Source organism: Streptomyces sp. NPDC049879, from assembly GCF_044461265.1.
In the GTDB taxonomy this organism is placed as follows: Bacteria; Actinomycetota; Actinomycetes; order Streptomycetales; family Streptomycetaceae; genus Streptomyces.
On sequence record NZ_JBITKT010000006.1, the window covers coordinates 400,539 to 420,908 of the forward strand.

General features: G+C 74.9%; 19 protein-coding genes, 1 tRNA gene and 1 pseudogene. 9 read left to right on the top strand and 12 right to left on the bottom strand.

All coding sequences use genetic code 11. The annotated features are described in order from the left end of the window. The first annotated feature begins 74 nt into the window (after positions 1–74). Positions 75–836: an IclR family transcriptional regulator C-terminal domain-containing protein gene (locus tag ACIBPC_RS22535; protein ID WP_362961774.1), complete on the top strand. Its 762-nt coding sequence runs from the start codon at positions 75–77 to the stop codon at positions 834–836. Here the strand turns inward: ACIBPC_RS22535 and ACIBPC_RS22540 are convergent. After that, the gene (locus ACIBPC_RS22540) at positions 826–3,747 is read right to left on the bottom strand and encodes a polysaccharide lyase family 8 super-sandwich domain-containing protein (protein ID WP_398847007.1); all 2,922 of its coding nucleotides are present in this window, start codon (positions 3,745–3,747) and stop codon (positions 826–828) included. The two genes, ACIBPC_RS22535 and ACIBPC_RS22540, sit on opposite strands and share 11 nt — an antisense overlap. Before the next feature lie 84 nt (positions 3,748–3,831). On the opposite strand from ACIBPC_RS22540, the gene ACIBPC_RS22545 reads away from it, so the two are divergent. Beyond that, positions 3,832–4,326, top strand: coding sequence for a hypothetical protein (locus ACIBPC_RS22545; protein ID WP_398847009.1), 495 nt, complete (start codon positions 3,832–3,834; stop codon positions 4,324–4,326). A gap of 7 nt (positions 4,327–4,333) precedes the next feature. On the opposite strand, the gene ACIBPC_RS22550 is transcribed toward ACIBPC_RS22545, so the two are convergent. The 9 genes from ACIBPC_RS22550 to ACIBPC_RS22590 all read right to left on the bottom strand — a co-directional run bounded on the left by ACIBPC_RS22550 (position 4,334) and on the right by ACIBPC_RS22590 (position 12,568). After that, entirely contained in the window at positions 4,334–4,645 is a 312-nt protein-coding gene (locus ACIBPC_RS22550; RefSeq protein WP_362961780.1) for an antibiotic biosynthesis monooxygenase, read from the bottom strand. A 96-nt stretch (positions 4,646–4,741) separates the two neighbouring features. Beyond that, positions 4,742–5,083 (bottom strand): helix-turn-helix domain-containing protein, encoded by a 342-nt coding sequence (locus ACIBPC_RS22555; RefSeq protein ID WP_398847011.1) that lies wholly within the window; start codon positions 5,081–5,083, stop codon positions 4,742–4,744. Positions 5,084–5,096: 13 nt separating this feature from the next. Then, entirely contained in the window at positions 5,097–5,456 is a 360-nt protein-coding gene (locus ACIBPC_RS22560; protein WP_398847013.1) for a type II toxin-antitoxin system RelE/ParE family toxin, read from the bottom strand. 151 nt (positions 5,457–5,607) lie between these two features. Then, the gene (locus ACIBPC_RS22565; protein WP_398847015.1) at positions 5,608–6,075 is read right to left on the bottom strand and encodes a hypothetical protein; all 468 of its coding nucleotides are present in this window, start codon (positions 6,073–6,075) and stop codon (positions 5,608–5,610) included. Positions 6,076–6,114: 39 nt separating this feature from the next. Continuing rightward, a complete protein-coding gene (locus ACIBPC_RS22570; RefSeq protein ID WP_398847017.1) occupies positions 6,115–10,116 on the bottom strand; it encodes a trypsin-like peptidase domain-containing protein in 4,002 nt (1,333 codons plus the stop codon). Between the two features lie 7 nt (positions 10,117–10,123). Next, positions 10,124–10,429 (bottom strand): trypco2 family protein, encoded by a 306-nt coding sequence (locus tag ACIBPC_RS22575; protein WP_362961788.1) that lies wholly within the window; start codon positions 10,427–10,429, stop codon positions 10,124–10,126. Positions 10,430–10,581: 152 nt separating this feature from the next. Then, the gene (locus tag ACIBPC_RS22580) at positions 10,582–11,010 is read right to left on the bottom strand and encodes an OsmC family protein (protein ID WP_362961790.1); all 429 of its coding nucleotides are present in this window, start codon (positions 11,008–11,010) and stop codon (positions 10,582–10,584) included. Between the two features lie 71 nt (positions 11,011–11,081). Then, positions 11,082–11,168, bottom strand: a tRNA-Leu gene (locus ACIBPC_RS22585). Between the two features lie 23 nt (positions 11,169–11,191). Further along, positions 11,192–12,568, bottom strand: coding sequence for a DUF445 domain-containing protein (locus ACIBPC_RS22590; RefSeq protein ID WP_398847166.1), 1,377 nt, complete (start codon positions 12,566–12,568; stop codon positions 11,192–11,194). Between the two features lie 15 nt (positions 12,569–12,583). On the opposite strand from ACIBPC_RS22590, the gene ACIBPC_RS22595 reads away from it, so the two are divergent. From ACIBPC_RS22595 to ACIBPC_RS22615, 5 genes and pseudogenes are all read left to right on the top strand, one after another. After that, a complete protein-coding gene (locus ACIBPC_RS22595) occupies positions 12,584–13,897 on the top strand; it encodes a GDSL-type esterase/lipase family protein (protein ID WP_362961919.1) in 1,314 nt (437 codons plus the stop codon). A gap of 60 nt (positions 13,898–13,957) precedes the next feature. After that, positions 13,958–14,080, top strand: a pseudogene (locus ACIBPC_RS22600) (IS481 family transposase); the annotation flags it as partial. Between the two features lie 181 nt (positions 14,081–14,261). After that, positions 14,262–16,619, top strand: coding sequence for a transglycosylase domain-containing protein (locus tag ACIBPC_RS22605; RefSeq protein WP_398847019.1), 2,358 nt, complete (start codon positions 14,262–14,264; stop codon positions 16,617–16,619). 78 nt (positions 16,620–16,697) lie between these two features. Beyond that, entirely contained in the window at positions 16,698–17,675 is a 978-nt protein-coding gene (locus ACIBPC_RS22610; RefSeq protein WP_398847021.1) for a LysR family transcriptional regulator, read from the top strand. Beyond that, entirely contained in the window at positions 17,665–18,207 is a 543-nt protein-coding gene (locus ACIBPC_RS22615) for a DapH/DapD/GlmU-related protein (protein ID WP_362961798.1), read from the top strand. Before ACIBPC_RS22610 ends, ACIBPC_RS22615 begins: the two co-directional genes overlap by 11 nt. Before the next feature lies 1 nt (position 18,208). Here the strand turns inward: ACIBPC_RS22615 and ACIBPC_RS22620 are convergent, their stop codons facing one another. Continuing rightward, positions 18,209–18,511: a co-chaperone GroES gene (locus ACIBPC_RS22620; protein WP_362961921.1), complete on the bottom strand. Its 303-nt coding sequence runs from the start codon at positions 18,509–18,511 to the stop codon at positions 18,209–18,211. 104 nt (positions 18,512–18,615) lie between these two features. Continuing rightward, complete coding sequence (locus ACIBPC_RS22625; RefSeq protein ID WP_362961800.1) at positions 18,616–18,939, bottom strand: DUF3618 domain-containing protein; 324 nt, start codon at positions 18,937–18,939, stop codon at positions 18,616–18,618. Between the two features lie 138 nt (positions 18,940–19,077). On the opposite strand from ACIBPC_RS22625, the gene bcp reads away from it, so the two are divergent. After that, the gene (gene bcp, locus ACIBPC_RS22630) at positions 19,078–19,545 is read left to right on the top strand and encodes a thioredoxin-dependent thiol peroxidase (protein WP_362961802.1); all 468 of its coding nucleotides are present in this window, start codon (positions 19,078–19,080) and stop codon (positions 19,543–19,545) included. Positions 19,546–19,555: 10 nt separating this feature from the next. Further along, the gene (locus ACIBPC_RS22635; RefSeq protein ID WP_362961804.1) at positions 19,556–20,335 is read left to right on the top strand and encodes an HAD-IIA family hydrolase; all 780 of its coding nucleotides are present in this window, start codon (positions 19,556–19,558) and stop codon (positions 20,333–20,335) included. Positions 20,336–20,370: the final 35 nt, after the last annotated feature.

A 20,370-nucleotide genomic window follows, 5' to 3' on the forward strand; every position in this document is an offset into this window, starting at 1 on the left:
GGCACGTCCGGACGGCCGTTCGTCGCTACGCTGGAATCCGCCGCTCACCGGACCGGCGCTGTCAGGAGGCGAACGTGGCGATCACGTGCGGGCGGACCACACCGTTCCACTCCGTGCGGCACGCGATGAGGCTGCTGGAGACGATAGCGGGGCACCCCGACGGCCTGCGCGAGGACGAACTGGCGAGCAGGACCGGCCTCCCGCCCACGCGGCTGGCCCAACTGCTGCGGCTGCTCGACCGCGACGAGTACATCCGGCGCCTGCCGGACGGCGGGTACGTCCCGGGTGACGGGCTCCTGCGGCTCGGCGGCAGCGGCGAGGGCGGGCGCGTGGTGCGGCAGGAGAAGCTGCAGCAGGCGCTGGACGCCCTGCGCGACGCGGTGGGCGCGGCGGTCTACCTCGGGCGGTACGCGGACGGCGAGCTGGAGGTGACGCACACCTCCGAGGCCCCGCTGCTGCCGACCGTCAACGAGTGGGTGGACTTCAGGTCGGCGGCGCACGCCACCGCGATCGGCAAGTGCCTGCTGGGCCAGCTCGACCACGACGGGCGCCGCGACCACCTGGCGCGCCACAAGGCCGCCCGGCTCACCTCCCGCACCATCACCGACCCGCGCGTCCTGCTGAGCGCGCTGGACCGGCAGCCCGCGACGATGCCGGTCCTCGACCTGCAGGAGTACGCGATCGGCACGCTGTGCGCGGCCGTCCCGCTGACGGCCGGGGCGTCCGTGGGCTGCCTCGCGCTGTCGCTGCCGGTCGGGCAGGCGCACCGGCTGCGCAAGGCCGCCGAGGCGCTGAACCGGCAGGCCGCGCCGACGCTGCTGTCCCTCACCGTGTGACGACGGCAAGACGGGGCGCGTGGCCTGTCCCGCTGGTGCGGCTGTCCAGCAGCATGGCGGGCCCCTCGGCGTCCTGGGCCAGGACGAGCGTGACGTCCCCGCCGCCGCCCCGTGTGGCGGCGGCCCGTACGGCGTCGGTGACGTCGATGCCCGTCCAGTCGGGGTAGGTGGTGAGCAGCCCTTCCCCCAGCGCCGCGCCGGGGGCGGGCGCGGTGTCCCAGGTGATGCGGCGTTCGTCCCAGCGCGCGGTGTGGGCCGTCGCATGGGCGCGCAGGGGGTGGTGCAGCATGTCGGATGCCCTGCTGTCCGGGTCCTTGGGGATCGCGCCGTACACCCACAGCACTGCGCGCTCGACCCTGTGGTGGCCGCGCAGGCGGAAGCGGAGGTAGGCGCGCCGGGTGTCGTCGGCCTGCTGGGCGTGGCGCACTGTCAGGACATCGCCCGTGCCGTCGTTCTGTTCGGCGTACGTCCCGCCGCGCACCGTGGCGTCGGCTTCGGGGGCGATCTTCGCGACATCCGCCGTACGTGCCGGTGCCCCGGCGGTGGTGAACTCCGCGGTGAGGCTCGCGCCCCGCGTACCGCCCGTCTCCACGCGCAGCCGCAGTCCGGCGCGGCCCGTGCCCAGGACGGTGACCCCCGCGTCCGCCGACCGCAGCGCGCGGTACTGTCCGGCGCCCGCGATCCGCACGGTGACCGCCGGTACCGAACGGGACGGGTCCGCGACCGCCACCCGCAGCGTCCCCTCCCCCTCGCGCACGAGGACCGCGCACGGGCCGTCCACGGTGATCCCCGCGGCTGTGCCCCCAGTGAAAAAGAGCGCCGCCGTGACCTGCCCCGCCCGGAAGGCATGCCCCTCCCCGTCGAGCCGCAGAACCTCCACGCCGGGGGCGGCGGCCCGTTCGGCGGTGCTTGCGGCGGACGCGCCCGGCAGCAGCAGGTCGGCGAACGCCGCGTCCGCCGGATCGGTGCCGTGGTCGTGCCACAGCGTCAGGTACCGCCGTGTCAGGCCCCCCGCCGGGCCGCCCTGCCGGATGTCGCTCCAGGCGCCCTCGCGGTCCTCGCGGAGGCTGCGCGTCGTGCCGGACGCGGCGCGGTGCAGGAAGACGTAGCCGCCCGTCCCGTCGAGGTGCGCCCAGCGTGCGCCGGGGTGGGCGCGTGTCTCGCCGGGGGCGTCCTGCTGGGGTGTGCCGTCCACAGTGAACGCGCCCGGGCGCTGGCGGTGTTCGACGACGGATTCGATGCGGCGTCCGCCGGTCGCGGTGATGCCGGACCCTGCGGTGAGCACGGCGTCGTCCAGGAACAGCCAGGAGCGGCGGGCGCGCAGCGTCGAGTCCGTACCGCGCAGGTCGCAGCCGGCGAGCGCGGTGTCGCCGAGCCGTACGGAGCCGGACCAGCGGGTGCCGGACAGCGGCACGTGGTCGTTGTCCCCGCCCGCCCCGACGGGGAGCGGCGCGGTGTCCACGGTGGTGCCCGCGAGGCGTTTGGGGTCGCAGGTGGGCCAGTAGGCGTCGGTGTACGGGTAGGGGTCGCCGTCCGTGAAGAGCAGGGAGGCGCCGTCGCCGGTGTGCCAGCCGTGGGCGTTCTCGCCGTTCATGTACTCGTAGCGGGCGACGCGGTCGGAGTTGAGCGACAGGTAGTACGCCCAGCCGGGGCGGCGGTGGACGTAGCGCTCCATGTTGTCGTAGCCGAAGTGGCCGAGGGGCCCGCCCAGGGGGGCCACCGCGTCGTCGGCGAGCACCGTACCCGCCAGCGCGACCTGGGCGGGAGGGCAGGCGGCGAGATCGCGCCAAGTGTTGTGCGTCAGCCAGTCCTTGGCGGTGCCGCGCAGCCGGGCGGCGTCCGGCGCCTCGCCCGCCGGGAGGGCGTCGGCGAGCAGGAGGAGGTCGGCGGCCAGCTTGAAGCCGTCGTCGGCGTCGGTCGCGTTGTGCCGGGCGATGGCGCGCCCGCGCAGCGCGTCGGGCATCAGGCCGCGCTGCGTGAGGGGGATGAACGTGCGGTCGACCGCCGCCGTCGTCAGCGTGCGTTCGCGGGCGGCGACGTCCCACTCGGTGTCCACCAGCAGCCGCATCAGCTCGGCCATGCCGCGGACGAGGACCTCGCCGTAGGTCCCCGGATAGGCGACCGAGGTGTGCATGATGAACGACCCGTCGGCGTGGAAGCCGTCGCCCACCGGCACGGGGTCCAGCACCCCGGAAAGGGACGTGGCGGCCAGCGCGAGCCGTTCCGCGTCGGCGCCGAGCGCGCCCCGGACGGCGACGACGCGGCACAGGTCCACGCGGTTGGCGCCCGTGGACTCCAGTTCGCCGCGCAGCATGCGGCGCGGGTCGGGGACGAAGTGGTCGACGGCGGCGAGGAGTCCGGCCGCGGTCGCGGCGTCCACGGCGGGGCCGAGGAGGGCCAGGGCGTCGGTCAGGGCGCGCGGGGTGCCGATCTCCCAGTCCCACCAGTTGCCGTACTGCGCCTGCCCGGCGTGGTAGCGGGCGCGCCACAGGACACGGAAGCCGGCGGCGGCGCGGGCCGCGGCGTCCGCGTCCCCGTACAGCTGTCCGCCGGGGGTGGCGGTGGCCACGGCGATGGACCGCAGGCGGTCGGCGGCGGCGGTGACGTTCGCGGACAGCGCCGGGTCCTCGCCGAGCGGCAGGTCGGCCCACGGCGAGGCGGCGTCGTCGGCGGTGAGCAGCGTGGCCAGCCGGGCGACGGCGGTACGGTCCTGCGCGGCGACCGAGCGGGCGTACGCGTCGGCGTACGGGCCGCCGGGCGTGCCGGGCCCGACGAGCACGGCGCGCCAGCGGTCGAGCAGTTCGCCGTACGTGCCGTCCGCCGCCCGCTGCCGCGCCACCGCACGGCCCCCGGACACCACCCCCGCCGCCGCCAGGCCGATCCCGCCCGCGATCACCGTGCGCCGCCTCATCCGCACCACCACTTCCGCTCAGCAGTTCGGAAGTACCTACCCGTCCCCGGAACCGCTCAGCCGCGCGCCGGATAGGCTCCCCGGGTGGAACGCTTCCTGGTCACGCACGACTACGGCATGGGCGCGCTGTGGTGGTGGGTGCGCGCCTCCTCCGCCGAGGCCGTCGTGCTCGCCTGCGCCGAGGTCGAGGTCGTGACGTCCGAACGGGTGCTGAGCTGGGCACGCGCCCTGGACGCGCCGCTGCCCGAGGTGGACCTCGACGCGCCGCACCCCAATCCGCTGTCGTCCTTCCGGGCGACACGCGACGCCCAGCGCGACCGGCCCGGCTTCGGCGCCCTGGCCGGCCGCGACCGCGTCCACCTGCGCATGGAGGGCGACGCGGGCGCGGTCCACCTGTGCGAACTCGGCCCGGACGGACGCCGCCTGCGCCAGATCGAGATCGCCCCCTCGGGCGAGGGCGTGCGCTCGGGGCCCGACGACTGGCTGTTCAATCCGCCGAGCGACCTCTACGACCCGGACCTCGCGCCGCTGGAGATCCCCGCCGACACGTTCGAGGCCGCCTGGCGCACGGCGCGCTGACCGCCCGTCAGCCCTTCCTGGGCGCCGCCTGCTGCACGACGTCGAAGGACCACAGCGTCGCCCCCGCGGCGGCGGGCCGCTGGCCGCCGCCCTGGTGCGCCTGCCGCATGGACCCGTCGAACCACTTCTGGAAGTCCTCCTCGCTGCGCCAGCGGGTGTACACGAGGTACTGGTCCGTGCCCTCGACAGGCCGCAGCAGCTCGAACCACTCGAAGCCGTCCTCCCCCTCGACCATCCCGGCCCGCGCCCCGAACCGCTTCTCCAGCTCCTCCCGCCGCTCCTCGGGCACCGTCAGCACGTTGATCTTCACCACGGACACGCGACCACTCCTCACACCGGCTCATCGGCCCCACCCTCCCTGCGGCGACGGGACCCGTACGGTCGCAGTCTGCTACACCGCCCACCCGCGGTGGCGTCAGCCGACGACGTAGGACTCGTCGCCGAAGTCGGCGACGAGCTTGAGCTTGCCACCGAGGGCTTTGACATAGGCGGCCAGAGTCTCGACCTCGCTGCGCTCCACCTGCCCCTTCTCGATGCGGGACACCCGCGCCTGCGTGACACCCATCGCCCGCGCGACCTCCACCTGTGTGGTGTGCTGGCGCTTCCGGACCTCGGCGAGCCGATGCACACGGGAAGCGGTGATCATCCGCTGAGCGCCGCGGGCGATCTGCTCCTTCTCGGCGTCGGTGAAGCCGAACTCCTCGGTGAGCCTGTCCCAGGAAACGGCCTGCGGATCTTTCGAGTGGTCCGGTGCCATCGCTCCCGTCCTTTCATTCGATGCGTTCCAGATGCTGTGCATACGCCTCTTCCGCCCGCGGGACGGCCTTCCGGTACCAGCCGGACCAATTGCCGGCCTTGTCACCCCCGACCAGGATGACGGCCTGCCTGTCAGGGTCGAAGACGAACAGCAGCCGTACCTCGCTGGCGCCGGCCGACCCGGGGCGAAGCTCTTTGAGATTCGGCAGACGCGATCCTTTGATCGTGTCCACAAGAGGCCGCCCCAAGGCAGGCCCCTCTTCCCGCAGCGCTCCGATCGCCTCGCTGACCTGTATCAGAGTGTGCCGATCGGTGCGCCGAAGCGTGTGCAGCCACGACAGGGCCGGCTCGACGACAACGATCTCCCAGGCCATCTGGCGTCCTTGCCTTCCCCTGATGCAATATTACCCTGCCAGCATACAACTTCCTCGTTATATCGACTCGCTCGAAGTCCCACCCGCCTTCATGGCCGGTGCGCCTCCGGACAGACACCAAGGCACACACACCGCGTACACGCGTGATCCCTCACGGTGAGAGGTCCGCGCCGAGGTCGGTGCGCATGGTTGTGCGCAGCAGTGCCAGTGCGTCCTCGTAGTGGCCCCCGGCGCGGTCGTAGGGCGTTTCGCCCGCCAGGGTGCCGTCGGAGACGGTCTCGCGCATGTCGCGCAGGCGGCGGAACGTCGCCTCCGAGGCCGTGACGACGGCGGCGGGCGCGGTGACGGCGACCTGGTAGCGCAGGCCGTAGCAGGGGGCGAAGCTGTCGCGGGCGGTCGCGGCCCGTTCGGGGACGGTGGCGGCCTCGTCGCGCGCGAGGCTGCGGAAGTCGTTCCTGGTGGCCGACAGCTGCGCCAGGTACGCGCCGTACAGCTCCCTGCGCAGCGTCTGGCCCTGGTCGTGCCGGTCGCGGCGCCAGCGGCGCTGCTCCAGGAAGGCGGTGGACCCGGTGGCGATCAGTGCGCCGACCACGGCGCTCAGCAGGGTGAACCAGGCCATGGCGGCAGCATAACCACCCGGCGGCGCAGTCGAGTTGGGTCAGTCCTCGGCGGGCAGCATGTGCGTCGTGATGTAGGCCAGGAGTGATGTGCGCTCGGTGTACGTGTGCCAGCGGGAGATCCACGTGTGCAGGCGGCGGGCCAGGGCTTCGGCGGTGGGCGGGTCGTAGCGGCCCGAGAGGATCAGGGCGTGGCAGCGGCGGACGATCTGCGCCTTGTACACGAAGACCGACGGGTTCATCGCGAACGGGAGGGCCGCCCAGCGCTGGATGTGGTCGTCGGCGCGGGCGGCGGCGATACCGGCGGTGAAGCAGTCCGCGAGGTTGCAGATGATCGTGTCGAGGACGCCGTCGACGTTCGCCGCGGGGCCGCGCTGTTCCGCCAGGTCGAGGCAGGCCTCCACCGCGTCGAGCCAGCGGTACGCCCGGTCCGTGCGGCGGATGTACGGGGCGACGGCGGGTCCGGCGCCCGCCATCCGGTGGAACAGGTCGTCGCTGTCCCCGTGGGTGCGGCACCAGGTGAGCAGGGCGTCGAAGACGGCGGGGCTCATCAGCCGCCTGCGCAGCACCCACTTGCTGAGGTAGGTGAAGTCGCCCTCGGGCAGGTGCTCGGTGACCCAGGTGTCGACCAGGCCGATGACGTCCGGCGGGACGTCCTCGCGCCGCAGGTGCCGCAGCAGGGCGCCGAGGAGGAAGTCGGCGTCGGCACGGTGGGCGTGGCCGCGCGCCCAGGTGAGGGCGCGGTCCGCGACCAGGCGGGCGTCGTCCGCGGCGAGGTCGTCCCTGACGAGCAGCGGGCGCAGGACGAACCCCGCGTCGGCGTGGTCGCCGTGGCCGTCGAGCCAGGCGAGGGCCGCGCGGTTGGCCGCCGCCGCGTCGGCGGGTGGCAGGTCGGTGCGGGCCAGCAGCGCGGCGAGGACGAACTGCGCCTCCGCGACGTCGCCGTGCCGCTCCAGCCAGGCCAGCGCCGTCCCGACGGCGCGCGCGGACCGGCTGCGCCCGAGGTCGGCGCGTGCCAGCAGCGGCGCCAGGACGAACTGCGCCTCGGTGGTGTCGGTGCGCTCGCGCAGCCAGCCGAGGGCCGTGCCGACGACGTGTTCGGCGTCGCCTGGGCCGAGGTCGGCGCGGGCGAGCAGCGGGCGCAGGACGAAGGTGGCGGGCGGCAGGGCGCCGTGGACCGTGAGCCAGGCGCGGGCGCGCGCGACGGCGCGCGCCGCCTCCCCGGGCGTCAGGTCGGCCCGTGCCAGCAGCGGCGCCAGCACGAACTGGGCGTCGCCCGCCTCGCCCTCCTCCTCCAGCCACGCCAGGGCCGTGCCGACCGCCGTCCGCGCCTCCCGCGCCGTCAGGTCGGCGCGCATCAGGAGGGGCCGCAGGACGAACTGGCTCCCGTCGGTGGCGCCGTGGCCCTCCAGCCAGGCGAACGCGAGCGCACGGGCGCGCTCCGCCTCGCCGGGCGGCAGGCCCGCCCGTGCCAGCAGCGGCGCCAGCACGTACTGCCAGCCACCGCCGCCCGGGCGCGCGCCGAGCCAGGCGAACGCGGTGGCGACGGCCCGTTCCGCGTCCTGCGGCGTCAGGTCGGGGCGCAGCAGCAGCGGCCCGAGGACATGCTGCGCGTCGCCCGCGCCGCCGTACGTCTCCAGCCAGGCGAGCGCCCCGGCGACGGCCGCCGCCGCCTCCGGCGAGTCGGGGTCGGCGCGCGTCAGCAGCGGCCCGTGGACGAAGCGCGCCTCCACCGCCGTGCCGTGGACGTCGAGCCACGAGTGGGCGGTGCGGACGGCGCGGGCGGCGTCCGCGGGGGCGAGGTCGGTGCGGAACAGCAGCGGGCCGAGGACGAAGCTGGCGTGCAGCGCGTGCCCGTTGCGCACGAGCCAGGCGAGCGCGGTGGGGACCAGCAGCGGCGCGCCCTCGGCGGGCAGGTAGCGCAGGCCCTTGTAGAGGAGGTGGCGGGCGTTCGGGCCGGTGCCGAAGTCGGTCAGCCACGGCGTCACGACCTGGTCCCAGCCGCGCACGGCGGCGGCCGACCAGGGCGGGCCCGAGCACAGGGCGCCGAGCGCGTAGCCGCCGACGTCGCTGTCCGTCCGCACGAGGCGGCCGATCCCGGCGGTGTGCCCGGCGAACCAGGCGTCGAGCACGGGCGTGATCCGCCCGTCGCTCCCGGCGAGCGCGAGGTCGTTGACGAGCCGTCCGAGGGTGACGGCGTAACGGCCCAGCGTGCGCGGGTGGGTGAGGCAGCCGGCGAGGAGGGCGTCGGCGTTCGCGCGGTCGGGGGCGGCGCCGGGCTCGGGGAGGACGACGGAGTGGACCAGTTGGTCGGTCACCAGGTCGTGCGCCACGGACAGGGCGGTGTCCGAGGGGCCGCCCGGTTCGAGCCAGCGCAGGGAGACCAGCGTGGCGACGATGTCCTCCGCCGCCGGGGAGCCCTCCGGGGCCCCGGCCAGGGCGGCGCGCGCGGCGGCGGTCACCTCCGTGCGCTGCTGCGGGCAGGCGGCCACGGCCGCCGCCGCCGCGACCAGCGCGGGCGAGGCGCGCGCGGGCGTGAACGCGTCTCCGCCGCCCTCGACGGCCAGGCCGTCCTCGCGCAGCCTGCGTTCCAGCCAGGCGGCCAGCTCGCCGCCCGAGCGCAGCCCCATCGTGGCGGGGACGGGCCGCCCGGCGGCGACGCGGCGTTCGATCTCCTGGGCGATCAGCAGGGCGACGATGGGGCGGCGCCCGCAGACCGACAGCATCCAGTCCATGCCGAGCTTGTCCACGGCCTCGCGGGCGACGGTGCTCAGCGCCCGGTCGGTCACCTTCTGCTGGAACGCCTCGTCCTGCCGCAGCGCGACCTCGTCGAACAGCTCGTGCAGCAGCGCGCGGTCGGCCCGCCGCAGCCAGCCGGGCCGTACGGACGCCAGCAGCGCGACGGGCACGCCCCGGCGGTGCGCCTCCGGGATGAGGCGGTGCCGCAGCGCGGGCAGGTCGAGCAGCGACTCGTTGAGGTAGTCCACGACGACCAGCACGGGCCCCGGCTCGGCGAACACCCGCTCGGCCACCTCGTCGGTGACCGACGCGTCCTCGCCCGGCAGGACGTGCAGCACGCGCCACCCGGCGGCCAGCGCCCTGCTGCCGACCTCCATGCACGTACGGGTCTTGCCCGTCCCGGCCGCGCCCACCAGCAGCACGCCCCGGTCGGCGGAGGCGACGAGGCGGCGGAACAGGACGTCGGGGTCGGCGTCGTGGGTGCTGCCCGGGCTGACGAACGGCAGCCGCTCCGGCGTGAGGTTCCTGCCGAAGTCGCCGAGGCCCTCGACCACCTCCTGCTGCGGCAGCACGGCGGCGAGCGGGTCGCGGGCGGGCCGCTCCGGCGGGTCGACCGGCACCGGCAGGGGGCGTACGCCGTCCTGGACCAGCTGGTCCGTGAACGCCGGGTCGTCCAGGGCGGCGGCGAGCGCCACGGCCTCCGCGCCGCCCGTCCCGGCGGCGGGCAGGCGGCCGCTCTGCACGCCGACGAGGAGCGTCCCGTCGCGGACGAACAGGGCGGCGCCCGACATGCCCTGCCACGGGTCGCCCCTGCCCGGCGCCGCGGGCAGGGGCGGCGCCGAGGTGACGGACAGGTCGAGCAGGCCCGACTTGACGTTGGATCCGAGCTGGACGAAGCCGTCGATCTGGCGGCTGTCCCGCCGCCGCAGCCCGGTGACCGCGCCGGACGCGGGGCGCTGCGCGAACGCGGGGAAGCCGACGGCGGTGAACGGGACGCGGCCCACGCCGCCGCGCAGCGCGCCGAGGGCGACGGGCGGGACGGTGCCGGGCGGGGCGTCCCCGCCGAGGCGGACGAGGGCGATGTCGTGCCCGTCGCCGCGCCACACGAGGGTGCCGGGCAGGCCGGTGGCGTCCCCGCCGAGGTGGACGGCGCAGGCCGTCTCCCCGCCGCCCGTGCCGCCGGCGCGGTCGAAGAGGTGGGCCGCCGTCAGGACGAGCCGGGAGCCGAGGCGGTACCCGGAGCCGTAGGAGGCGCCCTGCCCGACGACCACCTCGGCGACGCGGGCGAGGTCGAACGGGCCCATCCCCCGGTCAGTCTCCGGCGAGGAGGCCGGACACGTCGTCGCCGGTCAGCACGGCGCCCCCGGCGGCGGTCTCGGCGGACAGGCCTATCCGCACGACGTGCGTCTCGGCGGACTTCGCGGCGCCCTTGCCGCCGAGCGAGACGACCCAGAAGCGCACGCCCGCGTCCGCCTCCGCGGTGCGCTCGACGGCGACCTGGAGTTCGAGGTCGATCGAATCGATGCGGAAGCGGACGTCCGCGCCCTCCGCGTCGAGCCGCGCCCGGCCGATCTCGGACCTCAGAGAGGCGAGCAGGTCGGCGAGTTCGATGTCCATACGGCCCCCCGGTCGGTGAACGCCCGGCGCCCACCGGGAAGTTCGGAATCTACCAGCAGCAACGGCGGAGGGTGCCCGAACGTTCCCGAAACGCGACGGCGCCGCGCCCCCCGGGACGGGGAGCGCGGCGCCGGGCGGGCGGACGGGCCGGGTCAGGCCAGCAGTTCGGCCTCCAGCGAGATGGGCGCGCCCGCCAGGGCCTTGCTGACGGGGCAGTTGGCCTTGGCGTTCTCGGCCGCCGCCTGGAAGTCCTCGGCGGACAGGCCGGGCACGCGCGCCTTGACGCGCAGCACGATGCCGGTGATGCCCTCGCCCGGCTGGAACGTGACGTCGGCCTGGGTCTGCACCGTCTCGGGCGGCGTGCCGGCCCCGGCGAGGCCGTGCGAGAGCGCCATGGAGAAGCAGGACGAGTGGGCCGCGGCGATCAGTTCCTCGGGGCTGGTCCTGCCGTTCGGGTCCTCCGCCCTGGACGCCCAGGTGACGTCGAACGAGCCGACGCCCGAGGAGTCGAGGGCGACGGTGCCCGAGCCTCCCATCAGGGGGCCTTCCCAGTTCGTCGTCGCGGTGCGTGTGGTTGCCATGTGCTCGATCCTCCTGGAGGAACGCGGGAAGCAGGTCGCCTTGCGATGCCCACGCTACCCGGGGGGACGGGTGGTGCGGCCGGAGGGATTCGAACCCTCACGCGCGCGAGCGCACTGGGACCTAAACCCAGCATGACTGCCAGTTCCATCACGGCCGCCCGGCGGCTCATCCTACCGGCCCTCAGCCGCCGAGCAGTCGGGTGACGGTGTGGATGGCGAGCCCGGCGAGCGCGCCGATGACGGTGCCGTTGAGCCGGATGAACTGGAGGTCGCGGCCGATGTGCAGCTCGATCTTGCGCGAGGTGGTGCGCGCGTCCCAGGAGGAGACGGTGTCGCTGATGAGGGACGTGATCTCGGCGCGGTAGCCGGAGACGACGTACACGACGGCGTCGGTGACCCAGCCGTCGAGCTTGGCGCGCAGCCGCGCGTCCGTCACCAGCCGGTTCCCGGCGGCCAGTACGGCGGCGCGGGCGCGCAGCCGCAGGGCGCTGCGCTCGTCCTCGGCGGCGGTCATGATCATGGCGCGCACATTGGCCCAGGCGGAGGCGATGAGGTCCTGGATCTCGGGGCGGGCGAGCAGTTCGGACTTGAGGCTCTCGACGCGGGCGCGGGTCTCCTCGTCGTCCTGGAGCCTGCGGGCGAAGTCGGTGAGGAAGCGGTCGAGCGCCGTGCGCGCCGGGTGGTCGGGCGCGTCGCGCATCTCGGTGACGAAGCGCAGGAGTTCGCGGTGGACGCGGTCGCCGACGCGGCGGTCCACGAAGCGCGGGGTCCAGCCGGGCGCGCCGCCCTCGACGGCGGTGAGGACGGCGTCGCGGTGCTTGACCAGCCAGTCGTGCGCCTGGCCGACGAAGAGGTCCACGGTGCGGCGGTGCCCGCCGTCGGCGACGGTGCGCTCCAGCAGGCGGCCGAGGTGCGGGGCGACCTCGGCGGAGTCGACGCGGCGGGTGATGGCCTCGCCGAGGACGGCCTGGACGTCGGCGTCGCGCAGGACGGTGAGGCCGCCGCGCACGGCGGTGGCCAGTTCGGCGGTGACGCGGTCGGCGTTCTCGGGGCGGGCGAGCCAGGCGCCGAGGCGGCCCGCGATGCCGATGCCGGCGAGCCGCTCGCGGACGACGTCGGCGGCCAGGAAGTTCTCGCCGACGAAGTCGCCGAGCGACTGGCCGAGCTGGTCCTTCTTGGTGGGGATGATCGCGGTGTGCGGGATGGGCAGCCCCAGCGGGTGCCGGAAGAGCGCGGTGACGGCGAACCAGTCGGCGAGCGCGCCGACCATCCCGGCCTCCGCGGCGGACGCGACGTACCCCGCCCAGGCGCCCGCCCCCTGGTGCTCCGCCCAGGTCGCGAGCGCGTACACCACCGTCACCAGGAGCAGCAGCCCCGTCGCGACCGATTTCATGCGCCGCAGTCCGCTCGCGCGGGCGGCGTCGCCGGGGCTGAGCGCCGTTGTCTCGTCCATGCTTCCGATTGTCCCGTCCCGGCGGGGCGAACGGGGCGGGTACGCCGTACGGGGCGGCCGTGTCCTCCGGCCGAGTGAGCCGGGCTCGTCCGATCGTGGGACGATATGCCGGTGGGAGTGGTGAGAGCACGGTGGGGATTCGCCCTGCTCGCGGGCCTGCTGGCCGTCCTGCTCGGCGTCCTCGTGGCCGTCGGCGCGGGCCGGGACACCCGGCGGGACGTGGCGGCGGCCCCGGCGCCCGAGGCGGTGCCCGCGCCCGGCGCGCGGCCCGCGGCGAGCGGCGAGTGGGTGGGGACGTGGTCGGGGGCGGCCTCCGGCGCGGAGCCGGGGACGCGCGACGGGCTGCCCGGCAGGTCGCTGCGGAACGTGGTGGCGGCGTCGGTCGGCGGCAGCCGGGCGCGCGTCGAGCTGACCAACCAGTACGGGACGCGCCCCGTGACGTTCACGGACGTCACGGTGGCCCTCGCGGCGGACCGCGGCCCCGCGGCGCGCCCCGGCACGATGCGGCGGCTGACGTTCGGCGGCGGCGCCTCGGTGACCGTCCCGGCCGGTGAGACGGCGGTCAGCGACCCCGTGGACCTCGACGTCCCGGCGGCGGCCCACCTGCTGGTCACGGTGTACGCGCCCGACCCGTCGGGACCGGTGACGTACCACCGCATCGCCCAGCAGACCGGCTACGCGGCGATCGGCGACCTGGCAGGCGACGAGAGCGGCGCCGCGTACACGGAGACGACGCAGCACTGGCGCTACGTGACCGGCGTCCAGGTCTTCACGCCCTACGCGGACGGCGCCGTCGTCGTCCTCGGCGACTCGCTGACCGACGGCGTGACGTCCACGCCGGACACCGACCGCCGCTGGACCGACTTCCTCGCCGCCCGGCTGCGCGACGAGCCGGGCGCGCCCAGGATGGCGGTGCTCAACCAGGGCATCAGCGGGAACCGGCTACTGTTCGACGCCCCGTTCGACCGCCTGTTCTACGGGGCGAGCGGGGAACGGCGGCTCGGCGCCGACGTCCTGCACGAGGAGGGCGCCCGCACGCTCGTCCTCCAGCTGGGCATCAATGACCTGATCATCAGCCCGCACGTGACCGACCCGGACGTCGTCGTCGCGGGCCTCACCCGGCTCGCCGAGGAGGCGCGCGCCGCCGGGCTGCACGTGGTGGGCGCGACGCTCACGCCGTTCGACTGGGACCGCGACGAGGCCGTGGCGATCGAACGCGTCAGGCAGCAGGTGAACGCCCGCATCCGCGCGGGCGGCGTCTTCGACGTCGTCCTCGACCTCGACCGCGTCCTGCGCGACCCCGCCCGCCCCCACCGCCTGCTGCCGCGCTACGACTCGGGCGACGGGCTGCACCCCAGCGACGCGGGCTTCCGCGCGATGGCCGAGGCCGTGGACCTGGCCCGGCTCGCCCAGGGCGCCGACCGCACGCTCTGAGGTGTGTCGTCCCGGGACGTCGGTGACACGCGTGCCGGACGCTCGCTCGGGTGAGGACCCTCACCTCCCGCCGCCGCCCGATGGGCGGGCCCCTACCGGCAGCTGGACGAGGCCGGTAGGCACGACCGCTCCAGCCGCCCGCACCACACTCCCCGGACGCGGTGCGCCACCAGCGCCCGGACCGCGGCGGCAGGCGCCATGGGACGGGCAAGGCGCGCCGGACGGGCCCTGGCGCCCCCCTTCCGGGTGAGCCGGTCCCCGGACGGGGGAACCGCACGGGGGGTTCGGCGCGCCCGGTGCCAGAGTGGTTCTCACGGACCGCGACGGCGGGCGGACGCACCGTGCGGGAGGCGTGACGGCAGCCATGAGCGACGACAGCGACGGGCGGGCAGCGCCGGACCCGGGACCCACGGGCCGCGCCGCCCGCTGGGGGCGGTGGCCCTCGCGGCGCGCCGCCGCGTCCCCCGGGCGACGGCGCGGCTGGCGGCGCCTGGTGCCCACCTGGCGCGGGGCCCTGGGCACCGTCCTGCTGGTGGTCCTGCTCGCCATGGGCGGCCTGGTGACCATGTACTTCCTGGTGGACATCCCCGAGCCCAAGGCGGCGGCAGCGGCGCAGAGCAACGTCTACCTGTACGCGGACGGCTCGGAGATCGCCGTGGCGGGCGAGGTGAACCGGGAGAACGTGTCGCTGGACGAGGTGCCGCTGACCGTGCGCCGCGCCGTCCTGGCCGCCGAGGACCGCAGCTTCTACGACGACCCGCCCGTGGACGTGCGCGCCATGGCCCGCGCGGTGTGGAACATGGTGCGCGGCGAGGGCAAGCAGTCCGGCTCGACGATCACGCAGCAGTACGTGAAGAACTACTACCTGGACCAGCGGCAGACCCTCGGGCGCAAGGCGAAGGAGCTGGTCATCGCGGTGAAGCTGGGCCGCGAGGAGAGCAAGGACGACATCCTCCAGGGCTACCTCAACACCAGCTACTTCGGCCGGAACGCGTACGGCATCCAGGCCGCCGCGCGCGCCTACTTCGGCAAGCAGGCCAAGGACCTCGACACCGCCGAGGGCGCCTACCTGGCGGCGCTGCTCAACGCGCCGGGCGCCTACGACGTGCGCGCCGACCCGGAGAACCGCGACCGCGCCGTGGCCCGCTGGGACTACGTGCTCGACGGCATGGTCAAGGAGGGCTGGCTGAAGAAGTCGCGGCGCGAGGACCTGGAGTTCCCCGAGCCGGACGAGATCGCCACCGACCAGCTGTCGGGCGAGCGCGGCTACCTGGTCGAGGCCGCCGCCGGGTACCTGCGGGCCAACGGCGTCGCGGAGGAGCGCGACCTGCGCGACGGCGGCTACCGCGTGCGCACCACCATCGACCCCGACCGGCAGGACCAGTTGGCGCGCGCGGTGGAGGAGACGTTCCTCGACGGGCTCGACATGGACAGCGCCCCCGACCGCTACGCCCGGGTGGGCGCCACGTCGGTGGACGTGGCGAGCGGCGAGGTCGTGGCGATGTACGGCGGCCGCGACTACACCGAGCAGTTCGTCAACAACGCGACGCGCCGCGACTACCAGGCGGCCTCGACGTTCAAGCCGTTCGTCTACGCGGCGGCGCTCGACCGGCGTTCCGAGACGGAGGACGGCGACCGCATCGGCCCGCGCACGGAGTACGACGGCGACAGCGGGCGCAAGGTGATCGGCCGCGACGGCGAACCGACCGGCTGGGCCCCGGAGAACGAGAACGAGGAGGACTACGGCACCATCACCGTCGCCGAGGCCATGGACCAGTCGGTCAACGCGGTCTTCGCCCAGATGGGCGAGGACGTCGGCCCCGACCGCGTCAAGGAGACGGCCGTGGCCCTCGGCATCCCGGACAACACCCCGGGCCTCGACTCGGCGCAGGGCTCCATCTCCCTCGGCACGGCGACCCCGAGCACCGTGCACGTGGCCAACGCGTACGCCACCCTCGCCCGGCACGGCCTGCACCGCGAGGTGACGCTGATCGCCGAGGTCACGCGCAACGGCGAGAAGGTGGACCTCCCGCACCGCGACCCCGACCGTGCGATCTCCCGCGAGGCGGCGGACGGCACGACCGAGGTGCTCCTGGACGTCGTACGCGTCGGCACGGGCGCGGCGGCCCAGGCGGCGGGCCGCCCGGCGGCGGGCAAGACGGGCACGGCGGAGGACGACAAGGCCGCCTGGTTCGCGGGGTACACGCCGCAACTCGCCACGGTCGTCGCCGTCTTCGGCCAGGACCCGGTCTCCGGCGAGCAGAAGGAGCTGTACGGGGTGCGGGGCGAGGAGCGCATCAGCGGCGGCGGCTTCCCGGCGCGGATCTGGGCGCGGTACACGGCGGAGGCCCTGGAGGGCGAGGAGGAGCGGGACTTCTCGCTGCGGTCGCGGCAGCCGGACCCCGAGCTGCGTCCCCGTGGTCCGGAACGCGGCCGGGCGCCCGACGAGGGCGGCGGGCGGCCGTCGCCGGGGCCCGAGGAGGACGGCGGCGAGGAGCCGGCGGAGTCCGAGGCGCCGGAGGAGCCCGAGGAGGAGTCCTCGGAACCGGCGGAGCCGTCCGCCCCTGAGGAGCCCGCCGAACCGGAGGAACCCGAGACGCCCGAGGAGCCGGGCGGCGGGAGCACGCCCGGGGAACCGTCGGAGCCCGCGCCGCCCGCCGGGCCGACCGGCGGCCCCGAGCCCGGCGGGCCGCCCGCCGTGCCGGGCGCCAGGAGGCCCTGACCCCCCGCCGCACCCGCCCCCGCACAACCGCCCACCGGCGCGCCACAACCATCCGTTGTGCCTCTCTACGATGTGCCGGTGGACACCGAGGCATTGCGATCGTTCGTCCGGGCGGCCCGGCTCGGGAAGCTGCACCAGGCCGCCGACGAGCTGGGCGTCACGCAGCAGGCCGTCTCCAAGCGGATCGCCGCCCTGGAACGCGAGCTGCGCGTCCGCCTGTTCACGCGCACCGCCAGGGGCGTCGAGCTGACCCCCGACGGGAAGGCGTTCCTCCCGCACGCCCGGAGCGTCGTCGCGGGCGTGGACCGCGCCGTCGCGGCGGTCGGGGCCGGGTCCCGGGCGCCGCGGATCGACGTCCTCGGCCTGCGGAGCGCGCAGGCCGTCGTGCTGCACGAGTACTGGCGCTCGCGCCCCGGGACGCGGCTCGACGTGGTGACGCTGCGGGTGGACGACCCGCGCGAGGCCGCCGCGGCCGTCGCCGAGGGCGGCGTGGACGCCTCGTTCCGCACCGTCACCGACCCGGCCGCGCTGCCGCCCGACGTCCGGATGATCCACGCGTTCGACTCGCCGCTCGAACTGCTCACCGGCCCCGGGCATCCGCTCGCCGCCGCGCGGACGGTGACCCCGGCGCAGCTGCGCGGGCACCGGATCTGGGTGCCGGGCATCGCGCCGCGCAGCGAGTGGGCCGAGTTCTACGACCAGCTCGCCACCGCGTTCGACCTGCGCATCGACGCGGCGGGCCCGCACTTCGGGGACGAGGTCCTCCTCGACACCCTCGCGGCCTCGGACGACGTCGCCACGCTCGTCGGTGCGCGCGACCGGTACGTCTGGCCGCCGGGCCACGACCTGCGCCGCATCCCCGTCACGCGGCCGTCCCTCGCGTACCCGCTCTCGCTCCTCCTGCCGAGGACGCACCCGCATCCGGGCCTGCGCGGGATCATCGCGCACCTCGGCGGCCTGCAGGAACGCCCCGCGCCGGTCTGGCTCCCGTCCTGGGCCGCCACGACGCCCCGCCCCCACGCCCCCCGGCGAAAGGAATCAGCACATGTCCCGTGACCGCCTCCTGCGCATCCACGGCCCCGAGTTCAAGGCCATGGCCGAGCGGGTCCTGCGGGCCACCGAGCTGACCTCGCGCCTGAACGTCCTGCCCTTCGACGACGAGGAGGGGAAGGCGGCCCTGTTCGCGCGGATCCTCGGCAGGCCGCTGCCGCCCGGAGTCACCGTCTACCCGCCGTTCTTCACGGACCACGGCCTGCGGCTCGACCTCGCCGGGCGGGTGTTCATCAACCAGAACTGCACGTTCCTCGACTACGCGGGCATCCGGCTCGGCGAACGCGTGATGGTCGGCCCGAGGGCGACGTTCGTCACCGTCGGCCACCCGGTCGATCCCGGGGAGCGGCGGCAATGGCTGAGCGGCGCGCCCATCGACGTGGGCGAGAACGTGTGGATCGGCGCCGGTGCGACGATCCTGCCCGGCGTGACGATAGGCCGCGACGCCGTGGTCGCGGCGGGGGCCGTGGTGGCCGACGACGTGCCGCCGGCGAGCCTGGTGACGGGCGGGAAGGCGGCCGTACGCCGGCGCTGGTGACCTACAGGTACAGCCCCGTGGCGCCGTCCGCGTCCTGGAGCCGCTCGGCGGCCACGGCGTGCAGGTCGCGTTCCCGCATGAGGATGTACGAGACGCCCCGCACCTCCACCTCGGCCCGGTCCTCCGGGTCGTAGAGCACGCGGTCGCCCGGCTCGACGGTCCTGACGTTCTGCCCCACGGTCACCACGTCGGCCCAGGCCAGCCGGCGGCCGACGGCGGCGGTCGCCGGGATGACGATGCCGCCGGAGGAACGGCGCTCGCCCTCCGCCGTGTCGGCGCGCACCAGCACCCGGTCGTGCAGCATCCGGATGGGCAGCTTGTCAGGCGAGGCGGGAGGGGTCGGCGTAGGACTCACGGGGAGACCGTATCCCAGGACCGCGCGGGCGCCGCCACCGCCCGCACGACCCGTCACCTGCCCCGGCGGCGGGCGGAGACGACGAGCAGTCCCGCCACGGCGGCGACCGCGACGGCGGCGGGCACGACCCGGTCGAGGCGCGGGCCGCCCTCGGGGGTCACGAACTGCGAACGGGCCGCCGTGACCGTCCGGTTGGCGGAGACGAGGGCGCGTCCGACGGTGCGGTCCACGGTGGCCGCCGCGCGGGCCTTGATGTCCCCGGCGATGGTGCTGGGGTGGACGCGCACCGCGATCTCGTCGAGGGTCTCCAGCAGGATCTGCCGACGCCTGGCGATCCCCGCCTCGATCTGTGCAGGTGTCCTGGCTGTGTCCGGCACGCTCGCGCCTCCGTCCTCCGCGTGGTTCGGGCTACGGCACAGTGTGTCAGTTCACGTCGGCGCCTGCCCGTCCGCGTCCCCGATTAGGCTGTGTGGCGGACCACCGAGACCAGCAGTTATGGAACGCGAGGAGCCTCCATGAGCGCGCGCCTTCAGCCGGGCGATCCGGCACCCGCCTTCACCCTGGACGACGCCGACGGCAACCCCGTCTCCCTGGCGGACCACGCCGGGCGCCGGATCATCGTGTACTTCTACCCGGCGGCGCTCACCCCCGGCTGCACCAAGCAGGCCTGCGACTTCACCGACAACCTGGACCTGCTCGCGGCCGCCGGGTACGACGTGATCGGCGTCTCGCCCGACAAGCCCGAGAAGCTGGCGAAGTTCCGCACGGCGGAGAACCTGCGCGTCACCCTCGTCAGCGACCCCGACAAGGAGGTCCTGACGGCGTACGGGGCATACGGGGAGAAGCAGCTGTACGGCAAGACGGTCACCGGGGTGATCCGCTCCACCGTGATCGTCGGCGAGGACGGCAAGGTCGAGCGCGCGCTGTACAACGTGAAGGCCACCGGCCATGTCGCGAAACTCATCAAGGACCTGGAGATCTGAGGAGCCCCGCATGGCCGAGCGCAAGCCCATCGAGTCCTGGCTGACCGACATGGACGGCGTCCTCATCCACGAGGGCGTGCCCGTGCCGGGCGCGGACCGCTTCCTCAAGCGGCTCCAGGAGTCGGGCAAGCCGTTCCTGGTGCTGACCAACAACTCGATGTACACGCGGCGCGACCTCCAGGCGCGGCTGACGCGGATGGGCCTGTCGGTGCCGCCCGAGGCGATCTGGACCTCGGCGCTCGCCACCGCGCAGTTCCTCGACATCCAGCGCCCCGGCGGCACCGCGTACGTCATCGGCGAGGCGGGCCTGACGACGGCGCTGCACGACGTGGGGTACGTGCTGAGCGACCAGGCGCCCGACTACGTGGTCCTCGGCGAGACCCGTACGTACAGCTTCGAGAGCCTGACGAAGGCGATCCGGCTGATCAACGGCGGGGCGCGCTTCATCGCCACCAACCCGGACCACACCGGCCCGTCCGCCGAGGGCGCGCTGCCCGCCACCGGGTCGGTCGCGGCGCTGATCACCAAGGCGACCGGGCGCGAGCCGTACTTCGTCGGCAAGCCCAACCCGCTGATGATGCGCACGGGGCTGAACATGCTGGGCGCCCACTCGGAGACCAGCGCGATGATCGGCGACCGCATGGACACCGACGTCCTGGCGGGTCTCGAGGCGGGCATGGAGACGTTCCTCGTGCTGACCGGGCTGACCGGCGCCGAGGAGATCGACCGCTTCCCGTTCCGGCCGTCGGCGGTGGTCGACTCGATCGCCGATCTGGTGGACAAGATCTGACGGACGTTCCCGTACGGCCGCCCTGCGGATGCGGG

What these genes read in the sequence shown, in the direction of transcription:
- ACIBPC_RS22540 (WP_398847007.1), bottom strand. Translation starts at nt 3,747, where the DNA reads ATGAGGCGGCGCACGGTGATCGCGGGCGGGATCGGCCTGGCGGCGGCG.
- ACIBPC_RS22555 (WP_398847011.1), bottom strand. Translation starts at nt 5,083, where the DNA reads ATGGCACCGGACCACTCGAAAGATCCGCAGGCCGTTTCCTGGGACAGG.
- ACIBPC_RS22560 (WP_398847013.1), bottom strand. Translation starts at nt 5,456, where the DNA reads ATGGCCTGGGAGATCGTTGTCGTCGAGCCGGCCCTGTCGTGGCTGCAC.
- ACIBPC_RS22565 (WP_398847015.1), bottom strand. Translation starts at nt 6,075, where the DNA reads ATGGCCTGGTTCACCCTGCTGAGCGCCGTGGTCGGCGCACTGATCGCC.
- ACIBPC_RS22570 (WP_398847017.1), bottom strand. Translation starts at nt 10,116, where the DNA reads ATGGGCCCGTTCGACCTCGCCCGCGTCGCCGAGGTGGTCGTCGGGCAG.
- ACIBPC_RS22575 (WP_362961788.1), bottom strand. Translation starts at nt 10,429, where the DNA reads ATGGACATCGAACTCGCCGACCTGCTCGCCTCTCTGAGGTCCGAGATC.
- ACIBPC_RS22580 (WP_362961790.1), bottom strand. Translation starts at nt 11,010, where the DNA reads ATGGCAACCACACGCACCGCGACGACGAACTGGGAAGGCCCCCTGATG.
- ACIBPC_RS22605 (WP_398847019.1), top strand. Translation starts at nt 14,262, where the DNA reads ATGAGCGACGACAGCGACGGGCGGGCAGCGCCGGACCCGGGACCCACG.
- ACIBPC_RS22615 (WP_362961798.1), top strand. Translation starts at nt 17,665, where the DNA reads ATGTCCCGTGACCGCCTCCTGCGCATCCACGGCCCCGAGTTCAAGGCC.
- ACIBPC_RS22620 (WP_362961921.1), bottom strand. Translation starts at nt 18,511, where the DNA reads ATGCTGCACGACCGGGTGCTGGTGCGCGCCGACACGGCGGAGGGCGAG.
- bcp (WP_362961802.1), top strand. Translation starts at nt 19,078, where the DNA reads ATGAGCGCGCGCCTTCAGCCGGGCGATCCGGCACCCGCCTTCACCCTG.
- ACIBPC_RS22635 (WP_362961804.1), top strand. Translation starts at nt 19,556, where the DNA reads ATGGCCGAGCGCAAGCCCATCGAGTCCTGGCTGACCGACATGGACGGC.